The sequence below is a fragment of the Reichenbachiella agariperforans genome (genome assembly GCF_900142205.1).
Taxonomy (GTDB): domain Bacteria; phylum Bacteroidota; class Bacteroidia; order Cytophagales; family Cyclobacteriaceae; genus Reichenbachiella; species Reichenbachiella agariperforans.
The window spans coordinates 106,360-129,696 of record NZ_FRAA01000007.1; the positions used below are offsets into that span (position 1 = coordinate 106,360).

General features: G+C 45.6%; 14 protein-coding genes. 13 read left to right on the top strand and 1 reads right to left on the bottom strand.

Annotation, left to right across the window (positions count from 1 at the left end; genetic code table 11):
* Positions 1-15: 15 nt before the first annotated feature.
* The 13 genes from BUB99_RS16250 (at position 16) to BUB99_RS16310 (ending at position 21,080) form a co-directional block, all read left to right on the top strand.
* A complete protein-coding gene (locus BUB99_RS16250) occupies positions 16-1,749 on the top strand; it encodes a RagB/SusD family nutrient uptake outer membrane protein (RefSeq protein ID WP_073124240.1) in 1,734 nt (577 codons plus the stop codon).
* Between the two features lie 16 nt (positions 1,750-1,765).
* The gene (locus BUB99_RS16255) at positions 1,766-2,647 is read left to right on the top strand and encodes a DUF1735 domain-containing protein (RefSeq protein ID WP_073124242.1); all 882 of its coding nucleotides are present in this window, start codon (positions 1,766-1,768) and stop codon (positions 2,645-2,647) included.
* Positions 2,648-2,908: 261 nt separating this feature from the next.
* Positions 2,909-3,688 (top strand): helix-turn-helix domain-containing protein, encoded by a 780-nt coding sequence (locus tag BUB99_RS16260; RefSeq protein ID WP_073124244.1) that lies wholly within the window; start codon positions 2,909-2,911, stop codon positions 3,686-3,688.
* Between the two features lie 10 nt (positions 3,689-3,698).
* The gene (locus BUB99_RS16265; protein WP_073124246.1) at positions 3,699-5,246 is read left to right on the top strand and encodes an alpha-L-fucosidase; all 1,548 of its coding nucleotides are present in this window, start codon (positions 3,699-3,701) and stop codon (positions 5,244-5,246) included.
* Positions 5,247-5,319: 73 nt separating this feature from the next.
* The gene (locus BUB99_RS16270; protein ID WP_221407515.1) at positions 5,320-6,999 is read left to right on the top strand and encodes a sulfatase family protein; all 1,680 of its coding nucleotides are present in this window, start codon (positions 5,320-5,322) and stop codon (positions 6,997-6,999) included.
* A gap of 67 nt (positions 7,000-7,066) precedes the next feature.
* Positions 7,067-8,404 carry a sulfatase family protein gene (locus tag BUB99_RS16275; RefSeq protein ID WP_245816862.1) on the top strand — a complete coding sequence of 446 codons (1,338 nt, stop codon included), beginning with the start codon at positions 7,067-7,069 and terminating at the stop codon, positions 8,402-8,404.
* Positions 8,405-8,411: 7 nt separating this feature from the next.
* On the top strand, positions 8,412-10,622 hold the full coding sequence (locus BUB99_RS16280) for a T9SS type A sorting domain-containing protein (protein ID WP_139281058.1): 2,211 nt from the start codon (positions 8,412-8,414) through the stop codon (positions 10,620-10,622).
* Positions 10,619-12,010, top strand: coding sequence for a glycoside hydrolase family 28 protein (locus BUB99_RS16285; protein WP_073124252.1), 1,392 nt, complete (start codon positions 10,619-10,621; stop codon positions 12,008-12,010). Before BUB99_RS16280 ends, BUB99_RS16285 begins: the two co-directional genes overlap by 4 nt.
* Positions 12,007-13,413 carry a glycoside hydrolase family 28 protein gene (locus tag BUB99_RS16290; RefSeq protein WP_073124254.1) on the top strand — a complete coding sequence of 469 codons (1,407 nt, stop codon included), beginning with the start codon at positions 12,007-12,009 and terminating at the stop codon, positions 13,411-13,413. The genes BUB99_RS16285 and BUB99_RS16290 overlap by 4 nt, the downstream gene beginning before the upstream one ends.
* On the top strand, positions 13,414-14,976 hold the full coding sequence (locus tag BUB99_RS16295; protein ID WP_073124256.1) for a sulfatase-like hydrolase/transferase: 1,563 nt from the start codon (positions 13,414-13,416) through the stop codon (positions 14,974-14,976).
* A 26-nt stretch (positions 14,977-15,002) separates the two neighbouring features.
* Positions 15,003-17,939 (top strand): glycoside hydrolase family 2 protein, encoded by a 2,937-nt coding sequence (locus BUB99_RS16300; RefSeq protein ID WP_245816863.1) that lies wholly within the window; start codon positions 15,003-15,005, stop codon positions 17,937-17,939.
* 107 nt (positions 17,940-18,046) lie between these two features.
* Positions 18,047-19,567 carry an alpha-L-fucosidase gene (locus tag BUB99_RS16305; protein ID WP_073124469.1) on the top strand — a complete coding sequence of 507 codons (1,521 nt, stop codon included), beginning with the start codon at positions 18,047-18,049 and terminating at the stop codon, positions 19,565-19,567.
* Between the two features lie 7 nt (positions 19,568-19,574).
* On the top strand, positions 19,575-21,080 hold the full coding sequence (locus BUB99_RS16310; RefSeq protein ID WP_073124259.1) for an alpha-L-fucosidase: 1,506 nt from the start codon (positions 19,575-19,577) through the stop codon (positions 21,078-21,080).
* A gap of 723 nt (positions 21,081-21,803) precedes the next feature.
* On the opposite strand, the gene BUB99_RS16315 is transcribed toward BUB99_RS16310, so the two are convergent.
* Positions 21,804-23,294, bottom strand: a complete 1,491-nt coding sequence (locus BUB99_RS16315) for a sulfatase family protein (RefSeq protein ID WP_073124261.1) — start codon at positions 23,292-23,294, stop codon at positions 21,804-21,806.
* Positions 23,295-23,337: the final 43 nt, after the last annotated feature.

Below are 23,337 nucleotides of genomic sequence, written 5' to 3' on the forward strand. Positions count from 1 at the left end.
TTAAATAAGAAAAGAATGAAAAAAATAATATATACACTGGCCATATTGGTAGGCCTAAGTGCCTGTGATGAGAATTTCATGGAGCCAAAGTATGCCAATGAGTTAGGCCTAGAGGAGGCAGTGAGTGACCCACAAGTCGTTCAGGGATTTCTTCTCAAAGCCTATGATGCATTGCCCAAAGGACAGGACAACTATGGAGGTTTTCTGGATTGTGCGACACAGAATGCAGTGATTAATCTGCCTAATAATCAGCTAAATAAGACCATTTCGGAAGAATGGCAGGCATTAGGGAGTCCAATTGACAATTGGTCAAGTCGTTATGCAGCGATCCAGTCAATCAATCGTTTTATCGAGTATGGGTTGAGAGGTGATGTGACTTTCTGGAAGGGAAATGAGCAAACGAATAAAGAATTGACCGAGCGTTTGGAGGGAGAAGCTTATTTTCTCAGAGCTTATTTCTATTTCGATCTACTCAAGCGTTTTGCTGGTGTGGATGGGTCTGGGGAATTAATGGGTGTGCCATTGATCACCAAGCAGCTGGATGCCGCTAGTGTTCCAGAGCTACCTAGAGCGACCTTTAGAGAGGTGTTGGAGCAGATCATAGATGATTTGGACTATGCGGTCAATTTTCTTCCAGAGAATTATAGTGGTTCAAGCGAGATAACGGGACAAAACCAGTTAGGGCGTGCGTCATCAGTGGCTTGTCTTGCCTTGAAATCTAGAGTACTGCTATATGCTGGTAGTGAACTCTATGGCCTCAGTGATGCTCAGGATATGAATGTCGAGTCAGCTAGAGCAGCAGGAGAAGCTTTTGGTTTGATCGGTACCACACTACCGGATGTTTATCTCGATGCAGGTGGTAGCACTGGCTATGACAACTATTTTAACAATGGGGATTCTGATGAACTCATCATGAGAAGGCTTGGCAATAACGAAAACGCGATTGAAGGAGCTAATTTCCCTCCGAGCTACTTTGGGAATGGGCGTACTAATCCAACTCAAAACCTAGTAGATGCTTTTCCTACCGCGGATGGATATCCTATAGATCACCCGAGTAGTACGTATGACCAAGATTTTCCTTATGCTAATCGTGATCCACGTTTTTATATGACTGTGCTGTATGATGGAGCTTTCTTTAAAGGTCAGACGGTACAGACTTATGTAGGTGGTAAGGATTATTCAGGTGGAGTAGGTGGAGCGGCTAATACAGAAAACTCAACACGTACTGGTTACTATCTCAGAAAGTGGTTGAGTACTTTTGTGGATAAAAATCCAGCTAATAATACCAATGCATATCACTACTTTTCATTGTTCAGAAAGGGGGAGGTTTTTCTTAATTTTTCTGAGGCAGCCAATGAAGCTTTCGGTCCAAATGCAGATCCATATGGAGTAGGTATGACAGCTGTAGATGCGATTCGTGAGGTACGCAGAAGAGCAGGGATCGCACAGCCTGATGTCTATCTTGATATGGTTAGTGCCGATCAGGATGATTTGAGAGAGTTGATCCGCAATGAGCGAAGAATCGAGCTTTGTTTTGAGGGGCATTACTTTTATGACTTGCGTCGATGGAATGAGGATTTGAATGATGAAGTGAAGTCGGTTAAGATAGAGAAAAACCAATTTGGGGTCGCTACCTATTCAATTGAATCACTATTCACGCCGACCTATAAGGATTACATGTACTTTGGGCCAATGCCTTATTTTGAGGCGATTAAGACCCCTAGTATTACGCAAAACACTGGTTGGTAATTAAAAATTGGAGAAGATGAAAAAAGCAATATATATGATGTTGATAGCAGTGGTGGTTTTAGCCACTGCTTGCTACGAAGATTACGAAAAACCTTTTGATTACACGGCGGTATACTTTCCTCATCAGCAGCCTATGCGTACGGTTACGCTGGAGGATTCGGTGATAGAGGTAGGTATCGTATTGGGCGGAAAGCGTGACAATACAGTGAATGAGTACGCTTATTTTAGTAAAGATGACGCTTTGTTGACAGATAGTAGATTTGCAGTGTTGCCTAGTACTCACTATAAGTTGAGAGTAGATGAGGATTCCTTGATAAAAATTCCGTCAGGTTCGTTTCAAGGAGAGTTTGAATTGGTGATGACAGATGAGTTTTATAATGATGCATTGTCTTATCAGGATCACTATATTCTTCCACTTAAACTGGTTCAGTTTACGACTGATTCTGTTTTGTATGGCAAGCACTATACTTTGCTAATGGTCAAGTATATCAATGATTACCACGGTACTTACTACCGTATGGGCGCTGACTCTGTAGATGTGGATAATGTTATTAGATACAGTACGGATACTTTGGTATACAATGAGACGGTAGATCTGAGTACGCTGGGACAAAACAAACTGTTGTTGCCAGCTATTGGAAAAGCAACCGACTTTGTAGACGTATTAGAATTGACGATAGATATGGAAACAATGGAAGTAAGTGGTGATCTGTCAAAACCTAATGCTCAACTAGCCATCAATGATTTTTCAGGAGTGGTTAAGGACAATACGATCTCTTACAGTTATACCTATGAGTTTGATGAGGATAGCGACCCTAGTACAGCGAGTGATGTACATTACGTATCTGATTCTTTGGTATTCAGAGACAATGGTATACGGTTCGAAAAATGGGAATAATGATCTAGTTTTATTTTAAAGAAGGCAGCCATTGGCTGCCTTCTTTGTTTATAGGCATGGCATCATATGAACTGGTTTCGGTTGGTTATATGTTTACTGAGCTATTGATGTGATTCTCCCCCTCTTTTAGAGATGGATTTGCCCCCTGATTTTCTTTAAATCCCCCTGCTTTAGCTTTCAATTCTTTTACAACATGCCGTCTTGTAGCCTCTATCTTTGAGTAGTGAGTTTGAAGTTTTTTGAATCCAAATAGAAGGTTATATGAAGCAAACTACGGTGATAGTATATGGATCGAATGTGCTGGAAAATAAAGATAAGCATTGGTTATCTCCTCAATTTGAAGTTGTGGGGACAGGCAAAGCGTTATTTGCCATTGATGTGGTTTTGGTTCCATATTTTCTTTGGGATGAATTTAACAAAGAGTATCCTCGGTGGTTTGTTTTAGAAGAAACATCTGTTTTTGTTTTGAGTGATGATTTGGATACTGAGATACAGGTGGAACTATTGCAACAAGGGGTAATAGATATAGTATCATCACATGTAGCTCCTATTTTACTGTATACTAAGCATCAATCAGCAATGAGACTTAGGCAGCTTAGTTTTATGGGGACGGAAGAACTCTCAGGCTCATCGGTATTCATGGTTACGACATGGCTGGAACGTGTTACTGCCATCATAGAAGAGAATATTGCAGATACTGAATTTAATGTCCAGTGCCTAGTCCAAACCAGTGGAATGAGTAGAAGCGTACTCTATTGCAAACTCAAGGAATTGACGGGGTTTTCGACAAGCGAATTCATTAGAACTATTCGGCTAAAACATGCGGTGGCATTACTCAGGTCGGGTGCATGTTCGATAAAGGAGGTTCGATATAAATCAGGCTTTAATTCTGCTTCTTATTTCACCCGTTGCTTTAAGAAGCAGTATGGGTATCTACCTAGTGAATACCTGAAAAGCATGAATACCTCGATAGTAAGAACCTTAGGTACAGGTTATAGGGATGAGCCGATACCTCTTAAAAGACAATACATAAATGCATAAAATAAAATCAATGAAAAAGAAATTAGGGTTATTGACCAGGTTGAAAGTATGTTTCGTGGCTTTGGGAATAGTAGCTTGTACAACTCAGAGCAAAGAGTTGGCAGAGAAGGATTCCTCTTCGAAAGTGTTCGAGCCGAATTGGGAGTCAATCAAATCGAATTATTCAGATCCTGAATGGTTTAACGATCAGAAATTTGGAATATTCATTCACTGGGGGGCTTATAGCGTGCCAGCATTCGGGTCAGAGTGGTATCCACGTCAGATGTATATGGACACGGCTACTTTTAGTGCTCAGTTGAACCCTGGAGAAACTGGGCCAAATAAAGTCTTTTTGCATCATAAAAAGCAATGGGGGGATCAAAAGGAATTCGGGTACAAAGACTTTATCCCTATGTTCAAGGGCGAAAATTTTGATGCCAACGAGTGGATAGATGTTTTTAAAGCGGCGGGAGCACGCTATGTCATCCCGGTTGCAGATCATCATGATGGGTTCGCTATGTATAAATCCAATACCACCCGATGGAATGCCTATGATATGGGGCCTAAGAGAGATGTGCTAGGGGAGTTGTTTAAAGCGGGACGTGCCAAAGGGATGATCATGGGAACTTCTTCGCATTTTGCCTTCAACTGGTCTTTTTACAATAAAAAGGATCGTTTTGATACGGTAGATCCTGAATATGCAGATTTGTATAGCTCTAAAGGTAAAGACCTAACAGAGCCTGTTTCTGATAAATTCAAACAGAGATGGTGGGAACGTACCAAAGATGTTCTGGACAACTATCAACCAGATATCTTTTGGCTTGACTTTTATGTAGACATTCCTGATTTTGAAGAGATGCGTCCAAAGCTAGCAGCTTACTATTATAACAAAGGATTAGAGTGGGGCAAAGAAGTAGTGCTGCAGGACAAAAATTTTAGCCATGAGGCATTTCCCGAAGGAACGGTGATTTATGATTTGGAGCGTGGCAAACTGCCAGGTATCCGTAAGCTGCCGTGGCAGACGGATACTTCGATTGGCAAAAACTCTTGGAGTTATGTGACCAACTGGAAGTCTAAGACGACCAACGAGCTGGTAGACGATCTGGTTGATATCGTGAGCAAAAATGGAAATCTACTGCTCAATGTAGGGCCTAAATCAGATGGTACGATACCTGAAGATCAAAAGGCAATTTTGCTCGAAATAGGAGAGTGGCTTAGCACCAATGGTGAAGCGATCTATGCGACCGAATATTGGAAAACCTTCGGTGAAGGGCCTACGGAGGTTGCCAAAGGCCATCACTCAGAAGGCAACAACAAGGGCATGTCAGCAGAGGATATTCGGTTTACGACTAAGGAAGGAAAACTGTATGCCATAGCCATGGATTGGCCAGAAAGCGGAGAGATCAGGATTAAAACTTTAGCAAAAGGCGCAGAGTACGCTCCTGAAAAAATTGGAGATGTTCAGTTGTTAGGAAGTGAAGAGGATTTGGTCTGGGAGCAAACAGAAGAAGGACTGATCGTAATGTTGCCAAAGGAAAAAGTAGGTGATTTTGCACACACACTGGCGATTTCAATCTAAAACGAGAATTTGAATATGTTTTGATTTAATACCGGACAGGTGATTAAGCTTGTCCGGTTGGTTTTATAGGATTATGATGAGATATAATTTAGGAGGTTACTATTGTTTTTGGTTTTTGTCTTTCTTGATATTGTCTGCCTGTGGTCAGGAACATAAGGAGACGACAAAGCCCAATATCATTTTTATCATGTCTGATGACCATACCACACAGAGTATAGGGGTGTATGGTAGTCGACTCGCAGAGCTCAACCCCACACCGACTATCGACAAATTGGCAAGTGAAGGAGTCGTGTTTGACAATTGCTACGTGACCAATTCTATCTGTACGCCCAGTCGAGCCGCAATCCTAACGGGGCAACACAGTCAGGCCAATGGTGTATTAGATTTGGAAGGAGATTTGGAAATTGCAGAGCAATACCTGCCACAGGAGATGAAAAATTTGGGCTACCAAACAGCGATTGTGGGCAAATGGCACCTTAAAAATGAACCTGCTTCATTTGATTTCTATCAGGTGCTCAAATCACAAGGCACATACTTCGATCCACTGTTTAGAGTACAGGGTGATAAGCCTTGGCCTAACAATACCATCCAAACCACAGGACACTCGTCGGACGTGATCACAGACGCTACTTTGGATTGGCTTAAGTCCAAAAGAGACAAGGACAAGCCTTTCTTCTTGATGCATCATTATAAAGCACCACACGATGATTTCGAAAATGCACCAAGATATGAGGAGTACCTAGCGGACACTTTCATCCCAGAGCCAGAGAGCCTTTATGAGATGGGTAATCATGGCTCAGAAGCAGTAAGAGGCAAGAATGATTCTCTGACGCGAATCATAGGTTCGTCGGTCTCGGAACGCAACCTAATCCGAACTCAGGCGAACAATATTTATCCAGATTCATCGATTAGCCGTGCCTATGGCAATGCAGAGGATATTGTTGCAGAAGACCTAGAAGCATGGCAGTATGATGCCGAATCTAAGGCCAATGCCAGCAAGGTCTATCAGGATTATCTCAAGAAATATCTTCGGTGTGTGAAGGGAGTGGACGATAACCTGGCCAGACTTTTTGCCTATTTGGAAGAGGAAGGCTTGATGGAGAACACCATCATTGTATATACAGGTGATCAGGGTTTTATGCTCGGAGAGCACGATTATATCGACAAGCGATGGATGTATGATGAGTCTATGCGCATGCCTTTCATTGTTAAATACCCTAAGTCCATCGAGGCAGGTACGCGTTCTGATGCCATGATCAACAATACGGATTTTGCACCTACGCTCATTGAAATGGCTGGAGGTAAAACTCCTGATTACATGCAGGGACGTAGTTTCAAAACAATCCTAGAGACGGGTGATGAACCTGCTGACTGGCCACAGTCTACTTACTACCGATATTGGATGCATTTGGCACATCGTCATCAAAATCCAGCTCACTTTGGGATTCGTACCAAAACACAGAAGCTCATATTCTACTACGGTCGCTATTGGGTAGATACAGATGATCCCAATGCCGAGTGGAACAAAGCCAGCTGGGGCAATGACTTTACTAGACATACACCTGTCGCTTGGGAGTTTTATGATCTGAAGGATGATCCTAAAGAGATGAATAATCGCTACAGCGATCCTGCATATGCAGAGGAGATTGCAGACTTGAAATCACAATTGCTAACACTAAGAGGAGAGCTAAATGAAGGGGATGAAAATTACCCGCATATCCAAAAGGTAATCGATGAGCACTGGAATGATTAGAAGGTCAATATTACTGGTTTTTTTGTTTAATGCCATTTTGGTAGTAGCTGCTACAAAACCAGCGAAAATGAAAGACAGACCCAATATCTTGATCATCGTGAGCGACGATCAGGGTTGGGGGGATGTAGGTTTCAACGGTGGTACGGACATACCTACGCCTCATCTCGATGGATTGGCGGCTCAGGGAGTGAGTTTTGAGGCGGGCTATGCCTCACATCCTTACTGTAGTCCCAGTAGAGCGGGATTGCTATCGGGTCGCTATCAGCAGCATTTTGGGCATGAGTGCAATATCCCCTACAAAACGGCTGGTTCAGAGGATGGTTTGCCCCTTGATGAGCTGTTGCTCTCTGAGTTGTTGCAGAAAAAGGGCTATCAAACTTGTGCAGTGGGTAAGTGGCACCTGGGAGATGATCAAAAATTTTGGCCACCTAACCGTGGGTTCGACGACTGGTATGGGTTCTATGGCGGAGGTTTCAACTATTGGGGGGATTTGGGCAACAAGAAAGAAATACAAGGAGTGCTCAGAGATGGGATACCTGTAGGGCAAGATTCACTCACTTATCTGACAGATGATTTTAGTAGAGAGGCGGTTCGCTACATCGACAACTATGCCCAATCGGAGGATCCCTTTTTTATGTATCTAGCCTACAATGCACCCCATGCGCCGATTCAGGCTACTGAAGAGTACATTGATCAGGTGGCTCATATCGAGGATGGAGAGCGAGCAGCCTATGCTGCGATGGTGGTAGGGATGGATCAGGGTATTGGGCGTGTGATTCAAAAACTCAAAGACACAGGAGAATATGAAAACACCTTGATTATTTTTTACAGTGACAATGGTGCTCATATACATGGCGCGAGTAGTGCTCCTTTTCGTGGACACAAGGGCATGCTCTTCGAAGGGGGGATTCGTGTTCCTTTCTTGATTTCATGGCCCAAAGGGCTACAAGGAGGAAAGCGTTTTGCTCAGCCTATTTCTGCTTTAGATGTTTTTCCTACCGTATTGGCTGCTGCAGATATTCGAACACCAAAATCCAAATCACTAGATGGAGTGGACTTGCTGCCATACCTCGGTGGACAAGAAAAAGAAGCACCTCACGATGCACTATTCTGGCGCTATTCGGGTGGGGCTGGCTATGCCCTGCGTCAGGGAGATTATAAGTTGGTCATGTCTGCTTATAAAAATGAGACCTTGTTGTTTGATCTGTCGACGGATCCCTATGAACAAAAGGATCTCTCTACAAGGCAACCTGACAAAGTGAAAGAACTTATGGCGCTGTATGAGACTTGGGATCAACAAAATGTAGCACCCAAATGGGACGACCCCCATGCAGCGAATGTGAGCAAAGAAGAGGCGCAACGCCAGAGAATTTTAGATCGGGCGAGTGCCGGAGAAAAAAGATAAAACAACTATGAAATATTTATTAGCGATAGGTTTGCTTGTAGCAGGTTTTGTGTTGCAGGCTAGGGATTTTCATGTCTCCAAATCAGGAGATGACAGTCAGGCTGGAACCGAAGCAGAACCCTTTCTTACCATAGGGAAAGCGATTCAGGTGATGGGTGCCGGTGATCAATGTATCATTCATGCCGGAATTTATACTGAGACGATCGAGCCTACTAAAGACAACTTGAGTTTCACTGCCGCTGCGGACGAGGAGGTGATTATATCTGGATTCGATGCAGTAGATAGCTGGGAGCTGTATCAGGGAGATATTTATGTGGCTGACTTGCCAACCACCCTCGAAGATCAAAACCTGATCTACTACGATGGTCAAGGTATGATCCTAGCCCGCTGGCCCAATAAGACAGATTTTGATCATTTCAACCTGGAAGCTCCATGGACTACAGGTAATAGCACGAGTGTGTCCTTCGATAATATCCCAGATCAAAACTGGGATCAGGGTGGACATATCTGGTTTTTGGGCAAAAACCGATGGACTTCTTGGAGAAGGGATATTACTGATTATTCCTCCTCTTTCGTGGCTTACGAGACTTTACCGACCTCATGGAGTTTTGGAGGTAGTCACAGTCCAGCGCAAGGAGGTGAGTTCATACTGATGAATACCCTAGCCGCTCTGGATGCTCCTGGTGAGTGGTACGTAGACAATGACAGCAAGAAGGCCTACTTCATGGCGCCAGACAAAGCCAGTCTAGTAGATGATACTGTCTATGTCAGACAGAGAGTTACAGCTATTGATCTTGACAACAGGCAAAACATAACCATCGATGGGATCAAAATATTAGGAGCAAATGTGACGTTCAATGGTGCCCAAAATTGTATCCTGAAAAATGGCGAAATCTTGTGGGGCAACTATAGTACAGGTGCCGTGGGCAGCGAGGGACAGCGCTCCTTCCGGGTCAATAAAGCCTCAGTAGAGTTTAGCAATCAATCGACGGGCAACCTGATCGAACACATGAATATCCAGTGGGGGGCGTGCTCTGGAATCATGCTTCGTGGTATAGACAATACTGTGACCAACTGTTATGTCGGCAACTTTGATTTCATTGCTAGCTATGACGCCCCGATTCGTCTGGAGGGAAAGAATACTGTCACTTACAACGAATTTTTCAATACGGGGCGTGACCTAATGAATGGAGGAGGTAATGGGGCTGAAGTAGCCTACAATGATTTTCATCATTCCAACTTACTCAACGACGACTGTGGGGCTATTTATCTCTGTTGTAATGGATACAATAATACACGTATTCATCATAACTGGATTCATGATTCTGAAAGCCGCAATGAAAATTATGAAAGCTACAAAGCCACTGGTGTATATCTTGATAACACGACCAAAGATGTCATCGTAGATCACAATGTGTTTTGGGATCTCGAATGGTCTAATATCCAGATCAACTGGGCTGGAACCAATCTGCTGTTGTACAACAATACTATCTGGGCGGGTACTGGAGAAAACAGTAGTGCCATGGCGCGATGGGTCAATGGCTATGGTCTAGATAATGTGCAGCTGTTCAATAATTTGGCTAACGATGCAGAGCTAACCAAAGACACCCTTTACAATACTTCCAAAGGCACTAATCTCACTTTGCAACGCAATGCTAACCCTTTCGAGGATTTTTCGAATCAGAATTTTACACCTATCGTGGCTTCTGGAGCCATCAATACAGGTACTGTATTGGACGAGTACACGGATGGTTATACTGGAGGGAAGCCTGATATCGGAGCTTACGAAGTAGGCGCTGAATATTGGGTTCCTGGTCCTGATTGGGAGATTGATGCTTCTGTGGAGGCGATTGATTGTAATGGGGATGCAGGAGGTGAGGCTTACTACGACAGATGTGGCACCTGTGCAGGAGGAAATACGGGAGTGGAACCAGAGACTGGCTTATGTCCTGGCGAAGTGTTGGAGGTGAATGATGAGAGCAAGGGAATGATAATTTATCCTAATCCATCCGAAGGCCAATTTTTCTTCAATCAGAATTTCAGGGGGATGACTTGTCGACTCTTTTCGCTGACCGGGCAGCCTGTGTACAAGGGAAGTATTGCCAATAGCAATGGATTCGATGTTTCCTTCCTGTCCGATGGTTTGTACCTGATGGAAGTGAAAGATCGGGGCAAGACCATAATGACCACTCGAATCATGATTAACAAGGCGATATGAAAATATGGAGCATACTCATTGTTTTTCTCCACTTGGGCATAGCACTGCAAGCCAAGGATTATCATGTGGAAGACTATGGGGCATTAGCAGATGGTAGCACTAGAGATACTCCTGCCGTACAGGCTGCCATAGATGCCTGCACAGCAGCGGGAGGTGGACGAGTGGTGATTCCAGGAGGCAAAACCGTAGTAATCGGCACCATCTATCTCAAAGATCATGTGACGCTCTATCTGGAAAATGGGTCGATACTGAAAGGCAGTCCTGATATAGCCGATTATGCGACTGATACACATAAGAATATGTACAAGAACGAGCCGCATATGGATCGTTGCTTGATTTTTGCTAAGAATGCGTATTCGTTTGCGATAGAAGGACACGGTACGATCGATGGCAATGGGCACACCCGGTTTTTCAATGGAAAAACAGGAAGACCAATGATGATGCGTTTTATCAACTGCCGCAACATTCATTTGAAGGATGTCAATTTGATTAATCCAGCGGCCTGGACTTCTGCATGGTTGTATTGCGACGATATAGTAGTCGAGGGTATTCGCATTTATAGCCGTTCCAATCACAATGGTGATGGCTTGGACTTTGATGGCTGCACGGACGTGCGGGTGTCCAATAGTAGTTTTGATACGAGCGATGATTCGATTTGTCTACAGGCTTCTCGCACCGACAAGCCTTGCAAAAATGTAGTAGTAACCAATTGTACTTTCACCTCCAAGTGGGCAGGTCTGCGCATTGGTTTGCTGTCACGGGGCAATTTTGAGTCAGTCACAGTCAGCAATTGCACCTTCCGAGATATTCAGGATTCGGGATTGAAAATCCAAATGAACGAAGGCGGCGAGATGAAAAATATGGTCTTTTCTAATCTCGTGATGAAAAATGTACCAAGACCTGTCTTTATGACCTTTGCTCAGCAGCGTGCCTGTGTAGATGCCCCAAAGGAGATGTATCCGATGAAGGCCATGCATAGTTTTATCTTCGATAAGATCATCGCTGATAATCGTGAGCTAGACAAAAATTCCGCCTTTTTTATTACTGGTATGCCAGAGCACCCTATTGAAAATATTTCGATCAGCAATGTGTTGTTTACTGTCTCTGGAGGAGGGACGAAGGAGGAAGCCGACCAACAAGGTCTACCTGAGTACACGCTCGATGTGCTCGATGGCTGGTGGCCGGAGTTTCGTTTGGTAGGTACGCTACCTGCCTATGGTTTGTACCTGCGTCATGTCGATGGGGTGAAGATTGACAACTTCGAAGTGATCACGGAGGACACGGACCAGCGTCCACCGGTAGTACTCGAAGATGTAGAGAATGCCTTCTTGGGTACTGTTTTAGCCAATTATTCACTGATCAAACCAAAGAAAATCGTTAAACGATGAGACACAGATTTAGATTACTGACCTACTGTATTGTATTCCTTTCGATGTGGGGCTGTGCTGCACCGAGTAGCTTTCGTGTTACGGATTTTGGAGCGGTGGGTGATGGCAAGAGTATCAATACAACGGCTATTCAGTCGGCCATCGATGCTTGTCACCAAGCAGGAGGAGGACAGGTTTTGATAGCAGAGGGCACTTTTGTGACGGGCACGGTTCTGCTCCAGAGCAATGTGGAACTTCATATACAAGAAGGCGCTACCTTGCTGGGGAGTACCGATCCTAGAGACTATCAGAGCATTGATGCATTTACCGATGCTACAGGCCAGGTGAGGGGCAAATGCCTGATAGGTGCCCTTGATGTGAAGAACGTTAAAATTTCAGGAAAGGGAACGATAGATGGTCAGGGAGCTGCCTTTCATCAGGGACCACTGAAGAAAGTACTAGCAGACCAGGGATTAACCAAAGAGGAAATCAATGAGTTGATGGGCAATCGTCCTTTCCTCTTACGATTTGTTCGTTCCAGTGGTATAGAGCTACGAGATATTCACCTTAGACAACCTGCCGCATGGACTTGCCACTTTTTCCAATCGACCGACATTCTGGTCGATGGTATTGACATCTATAGTCATGCCCATCGCAACAATGACGGTATAGATTTGGACTCTAGCCACGACGCTATCATTCGTAACTGCAATATTGATACAGGTGACGATGCGATCTGCTTCAAGACGACTAGCCCTGAGCCGACGCACAGCGTCACTGTACGCAACTGTCGACTGAAAAGTGACTGGGGGGCGATCAAGTTTGGAACTGAATCGATGGGAGATATGCACCACATTGACATTAGCCTATGTCAAATCCACGATACGAAAGGTGGGGGCATCAAGATACTGAGTGTTGATGGTGCTAATATTCACCACATTCGAATCGATAGCATAGAGATGACAGATACGGAGATGCCCATTTTTGTCCGTTTGGGCGAAAGAAGACGAACCTATCGGGATGCACCACAGCAGCCTGTAGGAAGTATAGATTCAGTCACGATCAGCAATCTGAAGGCCAGTACTCGTAGCTTGGATTCGTCACGTGTTAATCCACCGAGTGGCATTTTGATCACCGGTACGCCAGATTATAAGATCGGCTCAGTACAACTGGACAATATTGAGATACTAGTGTCAGGAGGTGGTATGGATGAGCATACACAGTTGATACCAGAGGAGATGCCCGCGCGTTATCCAGAGTTTAGTTTTTTTGGTGTACTGCCTGCTTATGGGATGTATGCGCGCAATGTTACGGATTTGAAATTGATCGATTATGATTTCAAACTAAAGGCAGATGACCAACGCTCAGCCATTAGAGTCCAAGATGTAGAGCAGCGGCAGTTTCAACCCAAAACAAAGAAATAGATGAGGAGAAGAACGACGTTTTTATCTATCGCAGTATTATGGGCGGTGAGCCATTTGGTGATGGCAAAGGGGATGAAAAATCATATGAAGGGCAAAAAGCCCAACGTATTGGTGATCTATACCGACGACCACCGCTACTCTGGTGTACATGCGCTGGGTGGTATGGCTGTACAGACACCACACATGGATCAGTTGGCGCATGAGGGGGTGATTTTCGACAAAGCCTACCTGATGGGCGCATTTAGCGGAGCGACTTGCATACCGAGTAGAGCGATGCTTTTGACGGGACGACAATTATTCACCCTCCAAGGGCAGGGACACCAAATACCTGAGTCGCATACCACCATGGGGCAGACATTTGGAGCGGCTGGATACGAAACTTATATGGTAGGTAAGTGGCATCAGGACAATGCTTCGCTGGCGCGCTCCTTCGATGGTGGAGCCACTGTGATGGGACGTGGCGTCTATCTGACCGATCACTTTCGTATGCCGCTTTGGGATTGGCAGGCTGATGGTGACTACACTCGGGACAATGCCTACCTATTGACCTATGACGAGGATGACAATGAAATCCGCCGACCCCTCAATAAGGACGATAAAAAAGGTCCAACAGGCACGGAAATCGACGGCCCACATACTTCGGAGATATTTGCTCGTGAAGCAGTCCAGTACATAGAAGACTACCAGTCACGCAAGCCATGGATGATGTACTTGGCCTTTCATGCGCCGCACGATCCACGCCAAGCGACACAAGAGTACCGCGACATGTATCCGCCAGAGACGGTCGCTCTGACACCTTCGTACATGCCGCAGCATCCATTCGACAATGGGCATATTTTTTTGAGAGATGAGGCGCTGGCATCCTGGCCGAGGACGGAGCAGATCGCCCGTCAGCAGTTGGCTGACTATTATGCCATCATCAGTCATCTCGATACGCAGATTGGTAAAGTGATCCAAGCACTCAAGGAGAGCGGGCAGTATGAAAATACGCTGATTGTATTGGCAGGGGATAGTGGGCTAGGTGTGGGAAACCATGGCCTGCTGGGCAAGCAAAATATCTACGACGAAGATGGGGTACATATCCCTTTGATATTCTCGGGAGGAGCTTTGCAGCAAAAAGCGCAACGCAGCGATGCACTGTGCTATACGCATGATATTTTTCCGACGATCTGTGAGTTGGCAGGAGTCGCTCCACCAGAATCTGCCAATGGACAAAGTATGGCGGCTGTGATTGCAGGAGCAAAGAAGCAAATCAGAGACTATACCTATCACGCCTATCGGCAGCATCAGCGTGCCTATAGAGAAGGGGACTACAAACTGATCGAATATGTGCGTGCACCAGACTGGACGAAAAAAGAGGGAGAGTTCGAAGCGGGCTCCCGGGTGACTCAGTTGTTCAACGTGAGTGCAGACCCTTGGGAGACGCAGGATCTATCGCCCTTTCCCGAGCACAGGGAGCGCGTGTCCCAGATGCGTGAAAAACTGAAACAAAAAGCGATCGAACTCGGAGACAACAAAGAGAGCGTGAATATCAAATATGATTATTGGGACTACTTCGATTAAGAAGTCCTTCTGGAAAAGATAATAGAATGAAGAAAAGCATGATACACAGCAGCAAGAACTACTTTTTATGGCTCATGGTATTAACCATGACTTTTGGAGTGAGTGCTCAGGATTTGCCTTTTGGCTTTCCCGAGACAGAAAGAACAAAAGTTAATATCAACCAAGACTGGAAGTTTCATCTCGGCGATCCTGATGCCGATTTTTACGCCAAGGATCTCGATGATAGTGATTGGGAGTCTGTCAACGTGCCCCATACGCTCAAATTGACTTCTTTGACCCTGGATGGTTTGAAGGACGAAAAGACACAGCTGGTTTTTCATCGAGAGGTCGGTTGGTATCGTCGCGAGATTGAGGTGCCTGTTGGAGATCAAAAAGTGTTCTTGGAATTTGAAGGCGTGCATCAAGTGGCCGATTTGTGGGTTAACGGGCAGCATGTCGGTGAGCATGCCGTGGGAGGCTATACGCCTTTTCACTTTGATATTACAGATTATGTAGACAAAGGCCAAGTCAACCAAGTCACCGTGTTGGCTGACAATCGTCGCAACGAGCTGGTGCCCCCAGACCCTGGTCCGTTTGATTACGTGAAGTTTAGCGGTCTGTATCGTGATGTATATTTGGTGCAAACAGACCCAGTGCATGTCACTTTTAATTGGGAGTCGCTCAGGTCAGGTGTCTATATCACTACGCCAACTATCGACCCAGTCAACAAGAATGCAACTATAGATATAAAAACGGCTGTGCGTAATGAGTCGTCCGATGCACAAAGTGTCCAACTCATCACGCGGGTGATCGACGAAGAGGGACTAGTTGTCATGAAACTCCAAGAAACCAAGGAACTCGCGTCAGGTGTCGAATATCAATTTGATCAGATCGGAAGCCTAGAGGACAATGTAACGCTATGGGATATCGACAATCCTTATCTCTATCGTGTCAATAGCGTGATTTTAGTTGATGGTAAAACGGTGGATTATGTGGAGAATAAAATCGGCTTGCGCAAATTCGAACTGGATCCAGTCAGGGGCTTTGTGCTCAACGGTGAGCCTATCGAACTGCTAGGGTTCAATCGCCACCAACAGTACCCTTACATCGGAGATGCTGTGCCCAATGCACTGCATTACAAGGATATGCTCCAGTTCAAAGAATATGGATTTAATATCATGCGTACGGCGCATTATCCGCAGGACGATGAAATATTGAAAGCCTGTGATGAGCTGGGAATATTGGTATATGAGGAAGCACCATCATGGATATCGATTAGTACCGAAGAAGGCTGGTGGCAAAATTTTGATCAGGCGGCCAGAGATATGGTACGCAATCACCGAAACCACCCATCGGTCGTGATGTGGGGTGGTGGCATCAACCACCGTGGCTATGTGCCTCGCGTGCACAACACGATCAAGCAGGAAGATCCAGAGAGGCTTACCGCTTCGCAAGGCGCACGTTGGACAGGTTGGCAGGCCTCTGGTCTGACCGACATCAATGCCAATATGCTTTACGGACCATTCATCTGGGATCGCTCTGAGCCGATTTTTGCCATGGAGGGTCGACGAGGGCCTGCGGCTGTAGCTCCTTACAAAAAGGATCTGGGTATGACTGGATTGATTGCCTGGACTGCTCACGCCTACTATACTTTTCATCCGGCGCATGATAAGGCCGATGATCCTAAAGACCGTACCCGCAGTGGTGCCATGACGATTTTTCGCTATGCGCGCCCTGAGACGGAGTGGTACAAAGCGGAGTTGAAGGACGAGCCTTTTCTTTATATCCATGAAGACTGGGTAGAAGGCACCGATGAGGTGACAGTGTATAGCAATGCCGATGAGGTAGAGCTACTACTCAATGGCCAAAGTATAGGCAGGAGCCAAGCCAGTACCGATACAATCTATGATGGCTTAGATGATGCACCGTTTCACTTTCGTGAGATTGACTATCAGTCAGGCGAACTGACAGCCAAAGCGTATTTTGCTGATGGATCGGAAATGAAAACAGTCAAAAAAACACCAGAATCCCCAAAGGCCATTCGTTTGCGAGTGGATACGGTGGGACGTGAGTTTACTGCAGATGGATCGGATATCTTGATGGTGTATGCTGCTGTGGTGGACAAAAATGGCACTGTAGTCGAGGGTACAGATGATTTGATCACATTCTCGGTCAAAGGAGACGCGACAGTGATCGGCGATGATGCCGGGATCAATGCCAACCCGATGTTTACCGAATACGGTGTGGCGCCTGGGCTGATTAAAGCGGGCACGACCACTGGCAAGATCACCATTTACGCGAAAGCGAAAGGACTCAAATCTGCCAAGGCTACAGTCATACTGGTGCCCAACCAGACAGATGAAATAGCCAAAAATGCGGAGGCGATTTATGACTATGACAGTGAGCGGGTCGATATGGGAGCGCCTGATCAGTTGGTACAGTTTGGTTGGAACTATTGGTATGGCGAGGACAATACATCTTCGACGTATGCTTTCAAGACTTTTGGTGAAGCGACAGTCGAAGTGGCTACTGCTTCTAACGATGGCGTGATCCGATGGCTTGGAGAGATGAATGTGGTAGGTAAGTATGGGTATGCGTACGGAGATGGTGTGATGGGTATCGACGATCAGGGTATTAATCTAACCTTTGACGGATTGCCAGCAGGTGTCTATCGCCTCAAAACTTGGCATCATGCCCCACGTAGCAATAGTGATTCGATGGACCCGAACAAGGAGAAATTGAAATCGCTGACGATCCACAAGTTGCCTTATGAGAAAGAGATCGTAGTGGACTCAGATGCATTGATCGGGTCAGAGTTAAAGGCCACCGTGACCGAAGGCAAGTCGATGCAGTTCGATGAGCCTGGTACAGCAGTAGTTGTGTTCGAGTCGGATGGAGCGTCGAAGATCACGATCAATTACAATGGTAAAGGAAACAAAGGCGTATGGCTCAATGCCCTCGAACTGAGCGAATGGAAAAAGTAAGTCTAAACGCTGAACCTGATGTCATTTTGGGATCAGATTCAGTGTTATACGATTTCTAATGATTGTCCAGCTGAAATGACTAATCTATGACCAAATCAACTTATCCTATGAAAATCACATTTGCATTTTGCTGTCTCGTCTTGATTGGGGCACAATTATCCTGTAGCTCTAGCAGCGAGTCAGGCGATAGTATTTCTTATGAAAAAAATAATTCGACCTATGAGCAGTCTTGGGAATCACTGGCTAAGCATAGCGCGGCACCAGAGTGGTTTCAGGATGCTAAACTAGGTATCTATTTTCACTGGGGCGTTTATACTGTGCCTGCCTTCGGGAGCGAGTGGTATCCTAGTAATATGTACATCGAAGGACGAAGGGAGTACAAGTACCATTTAGAAAACTACGGATCACTTTCTGAATTCGGCTATCACCATTTCGTGCCAGCGTTTACTGGCGAGTATTTCGATGCAAACGAATGGGCTGATTTGTTTCAACAGGCAGGTGCCCGTTTTGCTGGGCCAGTAGCGCAGCATCATGATGGTTTTGCGATGTGGGACAGCGAGATCAATCCCTGGAATGCCGCAGACAAAGGACCTAAGAAAGACATCACCGGGGAGCTGGCCAAGGCGCTCAGGCAGCGTGACATGAAACTGATCACGACCTTTCACCATGCCAGAAACTTACAGCGATACAAAGGAGAAGAAAAGGGCTTTGGCAGTCACTTTACCTACGATACAGCCTATCACACCTCATCGGACGACCCAGAGTTACGTTTGCTCTATGGCAATATCGAAGAAGAGCAGTTCAGCCAGTATTGGTACGACCAGATTGTAGAGGTGCTCGATCTTTACCACCCTGATATTATCTGGTTTGATTCGTGGTTCAACTACATGCCAGAGGACAAGGTGAAAGAAATGGTAGCCTACTATTTCAATCAGGAAAAAAAGAACAATCAGGAAGTCGTGATTGCCTACAAGCAGAACGATCTACCTACGACGGTAGGCGTACACGATATCGAGCAGGGGGGGCGCCGTGACGTGTCGGAGCTACCTTGGATGACCGATATCACGATCAGCGATCGCTCATGGAGCTATGTCGAAGGGCAACAGTACAAGTCGACGGCCATCGTGCTACGCAATCTGATCGATGTGGTCAGCAAAAATGGTGTTGTGCTACTCAACCTCTCACCCAAAGCAGATGGTAGTATCCCAGAGGCGCAACGCCAAGTACTCACAGAGATGGGGAATTGGTTTGAGGCCAATGGTGAAGCCATTTTTGAGACAAGACCTTGGGTCATGTATGGGTTTGGAGATGCGAAAGCGGATCAGGGAGAGTTTGGTGGTCAGTCCGCTACTGTAGCGTACACTGCATCCGATGTCCGTTTTACACAGTCTAAGGATGGCAAGACGCTGTACATGATTTTGCTCGGAGAGCCAAAGACGGGTCAAACGATCAACTATGGTATTCTGGCCAAACACCGCTACAGCCCGAAAGGTGAGATTGATCAAATATCAGTTTTGGGCTCTGGTACACCCGTGGATTTTGTTCACGATGACGATTATTTAACACTGACCATGCCTGATTCGGGCATGGATAGCTTGGCTACTGTATTCAAAATTGAATTAAAATAATAGCGCTATGAAACGCAACAATTGGATCTATTCACTAATCATATTTGGACTGTGTGCTTGCACGGCCAATCCAGAAAAAAAGGAAAGTCAAGTGATGGAAGAAAAGCCATACACAGCTGATTGGTCATCCCTCCAACAACATCAGACGCCGGAGTGGTTTTTGGATGCCAAATTTGGAATTTACTTTCACTGGGGACCATACTCTGTACCTGCATATCAGACGGAGTGGTATTCTCACTGGATGTATGTAGAGGATCATCCGGTACGAAAGCATCATGAAGAGACCTACGGATCGTTAGATGAGTTTGGATACAAAGACTTTATCCCGATGTTCACTGCTTCACAGTTTGATGCGGACGAATGGGCAGAGCTGTTCAAAAAGTCCGGAGCGCAGTTTGCTGGACCTGTCGCAGAGCATGCTGATGGTTTTGCGATGTGGGATAGCCAGCTTACCGAGTGGGATGCTGTGGATATGGGACCAAAGCGAGACATCGTAGGAGAGATGGAAAAAGCCATACGCAAGCAGGGGATGAAATTTGTAGCGACCTATCACCGCCACTGGATGTATGCTTGGTATCCGACTTGGGATACTAGCGTAGATGCTGGTGATACTCAATTCGAAGGCTTGTATGGTCCCAAAGTGCCAGAGGGCACTTTTGTGATGGCTGATAAGCCAACCAATCCCTTGCCAGACGATGCTTTCAATCAGGAATGGCTCGACCGTCTCGACGAGCTGATGGACAAGTACCAGCCGGATATGATTTGGTTTGACAACAAGATGGACATTATCGGAGAGGAGTATCGCCAACAGTTTCTAGCCAACTACTACAACAAGGCAGAGGAGTGGGGACAGGAAGTGGTTTGTACCTATAAATTTACAGACATGGCGAAGGGTTCGGCTGTACTGGATCTGGAGCGGGCACGTATGAGTGAGAAGAAGGATTTCCCTTGGCTCACTGATGACTCCATAGACTGGAAGGCCTGGTCACATATAGCCAACCCTAAGTACAAATCCACCAATCGTTTGATCGATTTTCTGGTCGATGTGGTGAGTAAAAACGGAGCTGTTTTACTTAATATTCCACCAACTGCGGATGGTGTAATCGAGCAAGAGGTGCGTGATCGTCTCCTCGAGATGGGAGAGTGGCTATCTGTCAACGGTGAAGCCATCTATGGCACGCGTCCGTGGAAAATATATGGAGAAGGGCCGCAGGAAATAGTGGAAGGACACCTGAGCGAAAACAAAAACCCTGATGCAGTGGCGCAAGACATCCGTTTTACTACCAAAGGAGATGCGCTCTACGCCATCGCACTGGATTGGCCGGAGAGCGGAAAACTGATGATTCGTAGTTTGGGAACGGATCAGGAGCTGCTAGACGAAACGATTAGTCAAGTGGAGCTGCTCGGCTATAAGGGTAAAATCAAATGGGTCCATTCTGCCGAAGGCTTGGAAATCACCTTGCCAGAGGAGCCGGTGGGGCAGCATGCTTTTGCATTGAAGATAGCGCAGTGATCGTTTGTTCCGATCATTGCACTGTGAGACTGTGTCAATACATCGTGTTCGGGGTTGCAGATGATTTTGGTATCCGCTGCCCGCATAAAAGGCAATTCCTTTCAACCTGAGTTCGATTACAACTTTCATTAAACCTTTGTTGGAAATGCATCAATCACACTTTGTCTTCAAGCCAGATAGACCATATCTACGGTAGATAAATATCCCCGCTTCTTTCATTGTCAATGAAAGAAGCTAAAAGGCTAGAAACCTATAAACGCGCTACCACTCAAACAGTATAATTTTCAACCCCCTTGAATAAAGTATATAGAGCATGATTCATCGAACTCAGGTTAAAAGGTAGATGAGTATGAGACATAAGCACAAAGTGTATATAACCTCGTTAGGTTGTAGCATTTTGATATATATCTAAACCATTTTAGATATATATCTTATTAAATTTAGATATATACCATTTTATATTTAGATATATGTCTTATTAAATTTAGATATATATCATTTTATATTTAGATATAAATCTTTTTAAGTTTAGATATATGCCATTTTACATTTAGATATATATCTTTTTGTTGTATGATGCTGTGGAGTCATACAGCATCACCTTACATCTATACCCTCTTGTGCCTAGCCTGATTACTCAATTATTAATCGAACTCAGGTTTTCAGGTTCATGTGTTTGAGCTCTTTATTGATGACTATTGATGTGAAAACAAGGTGTTGGTTTTAGGTATCCCTCATCTCATTGAATCGAGCAAACATCTTTCGTGCTCGCTTGTTTTCTGTCTCCAGTAGATTGTTCTTTTCTCGTACGTCATTTTTGAGGTTGTATAGTGCTTTAGGTTTACGCGTCTTGTCTGTTTTGTCTTTTGGATCAAACTGTACGACGAGCTTCCAGTTTTCTTCGTAGTAGGCCATTTCTCGGCTTGTACCTCCTTGGATGATCATTTGCTTTCGTATAGGCTTGGTTTTGCCTTCTAGTAGCGGGAGCATGCTACGTGAGTCGCGAGCCTGACTGCTACCGACCTGCTGATCGAGTAGATCGGCGAGTGTGGCATGGATGTCGAGGGCTTGTACGGCAGCATCTGACCTCATATTCGTATCGATATGACCCGGCCATGAGGCAATCAGGGGGACACGATGACCACCTTCTTGTATGCTGTTTTTGTGACCACTAAAGATACCGCTCGGACGGTGCCCTGTGGCCAGTGTTTGTCGGAAGCCCAGCCCACCATTGTCGCTGGTAATGATGATCAGCGTGTTGTCATACAATCCCTTTTCTTTGAGTGCGGTGACCATTTGGCCGACCTGTTCGTCTAGCTCTTTGATCATGTCCATGTGCGGTACAGGGTAGCTACCGGCGATGGTTGTTCCATTGAGGGTAGTTGGAGGCGTATGAGGCAAGTGTACGGCCTCTGAGCAATAGTACATGAAGAATGGCTCGGCTGTCTGGCTCTGTGCAGTGATGAAACCTACTGCTTTGTTGGCCAGTAGTGGCCCCATATCATGTGGATCCCATGCAGAGTCACCCAGGCCTTCATCCTTGTCTAGTTTTACCTTCAGTTTATCCATTTTCTTCTGCGTGATCAGGGTCAGCTCTGAGCTGTCGGTGAGTGGGTACCATTCATTGTTTTCAAAAACCGCATAAGGCACGTCTTGTATGCCAGAGGGGAAGGTGAAGGCATAGTCAAAGCCATTTTGCATAGGGCCTCCCGCTAGACGTTCACTTAGGTCTATGTCCATTTCTGGCTCTACTCTGGGTGACCTATAGATTTCGTCAGGGTTGCTTTTGCGTTTCCAATCACCACCCATGTGCCACTTGCCAAAAAAACCTGTATGGTAGCCAGCCTGTTGCATGAGCTCGCCTAGCGTTAGATCTTCTTCTTCTATGGGAGAGCGCTGATAGGCTCCCCATACCCCCCAGGGTTGGTAGCTGCGGTAGGTGCTGTTGCCTGTGAATATCGAATACCGAGAGGGGGCACACAGTGCTGCAGGCGAATGTGCATCAGTAAAAAACATACCTTCACGCGCCAGCTTGTCGATGTGTGGGGTTTCTACGACCACATTCTGTCCATAGTGTCGCTGGTAGTGAGAGATGTCGCCTGTACCGATATCGTCGGCCAGTATCACGATGACGTTGGGGGGCTGAGCATGGCTTGATGCAAAGCCCAAATAGAAAATAACAAGTACTATCGCTATCCTAAAACTAAAGGTCATATCCACTGTGTTTGGTGTACATCTACAATGATATAAAGGTCAG

What these genes read in the sequence shown, in the direction of transcription:
- BUB99_RS16255 (WP_073124242.1), top strand. Translation starts at nt 1,766, where the DNA reads ATGAAAAAAGCAATATATATGATGTTGATAGCAGTGGTGGTTTTAGCC.
- BUB99_RS16285 (WP_073124252.1), top strand. Translation starts at nt 10,619, where the DNA reads ATGAAAATATGGAGCATACTCATTGTTTTTCTCCACTTGGGCATAGCA.
- BUB99_RS16260 (WP_073124244.1), top strand. Translation starts at nt 2,909, where the DNA reads ATGAAGCAAACTACGGTGATAGTATATGGATCGAATGTGCTGGAAAAT.
- BUB99_RS16250 (WP_073124240.1), top strand. Translation starts at nt 16, where the DNA reads ATGAAAAAAATAATATATACACTGGCCATATTGGTAGGCCTAAGTGCC.
- BUB99_RS16295 (WP_073124256.1), top strand. Translation starts at nt 13,414, where the DNA reads ATGAGGAGAAGAACGACGTTTTTATCTATCGCAGTATTATGGGCGGTG.
- BUB99_RS16315 (WP_073124261.1), bottom strand. Translation starts at nt 23,294, where the DNA reads ATGACCTTTAGTTTTAGGATAGCGATAGTACTTGTTATTTTCTATTTG.
- BUB99_RS16265 (WP_073124246.1), top strand. Translation starts at nt 3,699, where the DNA reads ATGAAAAAGAAATTAGGGTTATTGACCAGGTTGAAAGTATGTTTCGTG.
- BUB99_RS16270 (WP_221407515.1), top strand. Translation starts at nt 5,320, where the DNA reads ATGATGAGATATAATTTAGGAGGTTACTATTGTTTTTGGTTTTTGTCT.
- BUB99_RS16310 (WP_073124259.1), top strand. Translation starts at nt 19,575, where the DNA reads ATGAAACGCAACAATTGGATCTATTCACTAATCATATTTGGACTGTGT.
- BUB99_RS16300 (WP_245816863.1), top strand. Translation starts at nt 15,003, where the DNA reads ATGAAGAAAAGCATGATACACAGCAGCAAGAACTACTTTTTATGGCTC.
- BUB99_RS16280 (WP_139281058.1), top strand. Translation starts at nt 8,412, where the DNA reads ATGAAATATTTATTAGCGATAGGTTTGCTTGTAGCAGGTTTTGTGTTG.
- BUB99_RS16290 (WP_073124254.1), top strand. Translation starts at nt 12,007, where the DNA reads ATGAGACACAGATTTAGATTACTGACCTACTGTATTGTATTCCTTTCG.
- BUB99_RS16275 (WP_245816862.1), top strand. Translation starts at nt 7,067, where the DNA reads ATGAAAGACAGACCCAATATCTTGATCATCGTGAGCGACGATCAGGGT.
- BUB99_RS16305 (WP_073124469.1), top strand. Translation starts at nt 18,047, where the DNA reads ATGAAAATCACATTTGCATTTTGCTGTCTCGTCTTGATTGGGGCACAA.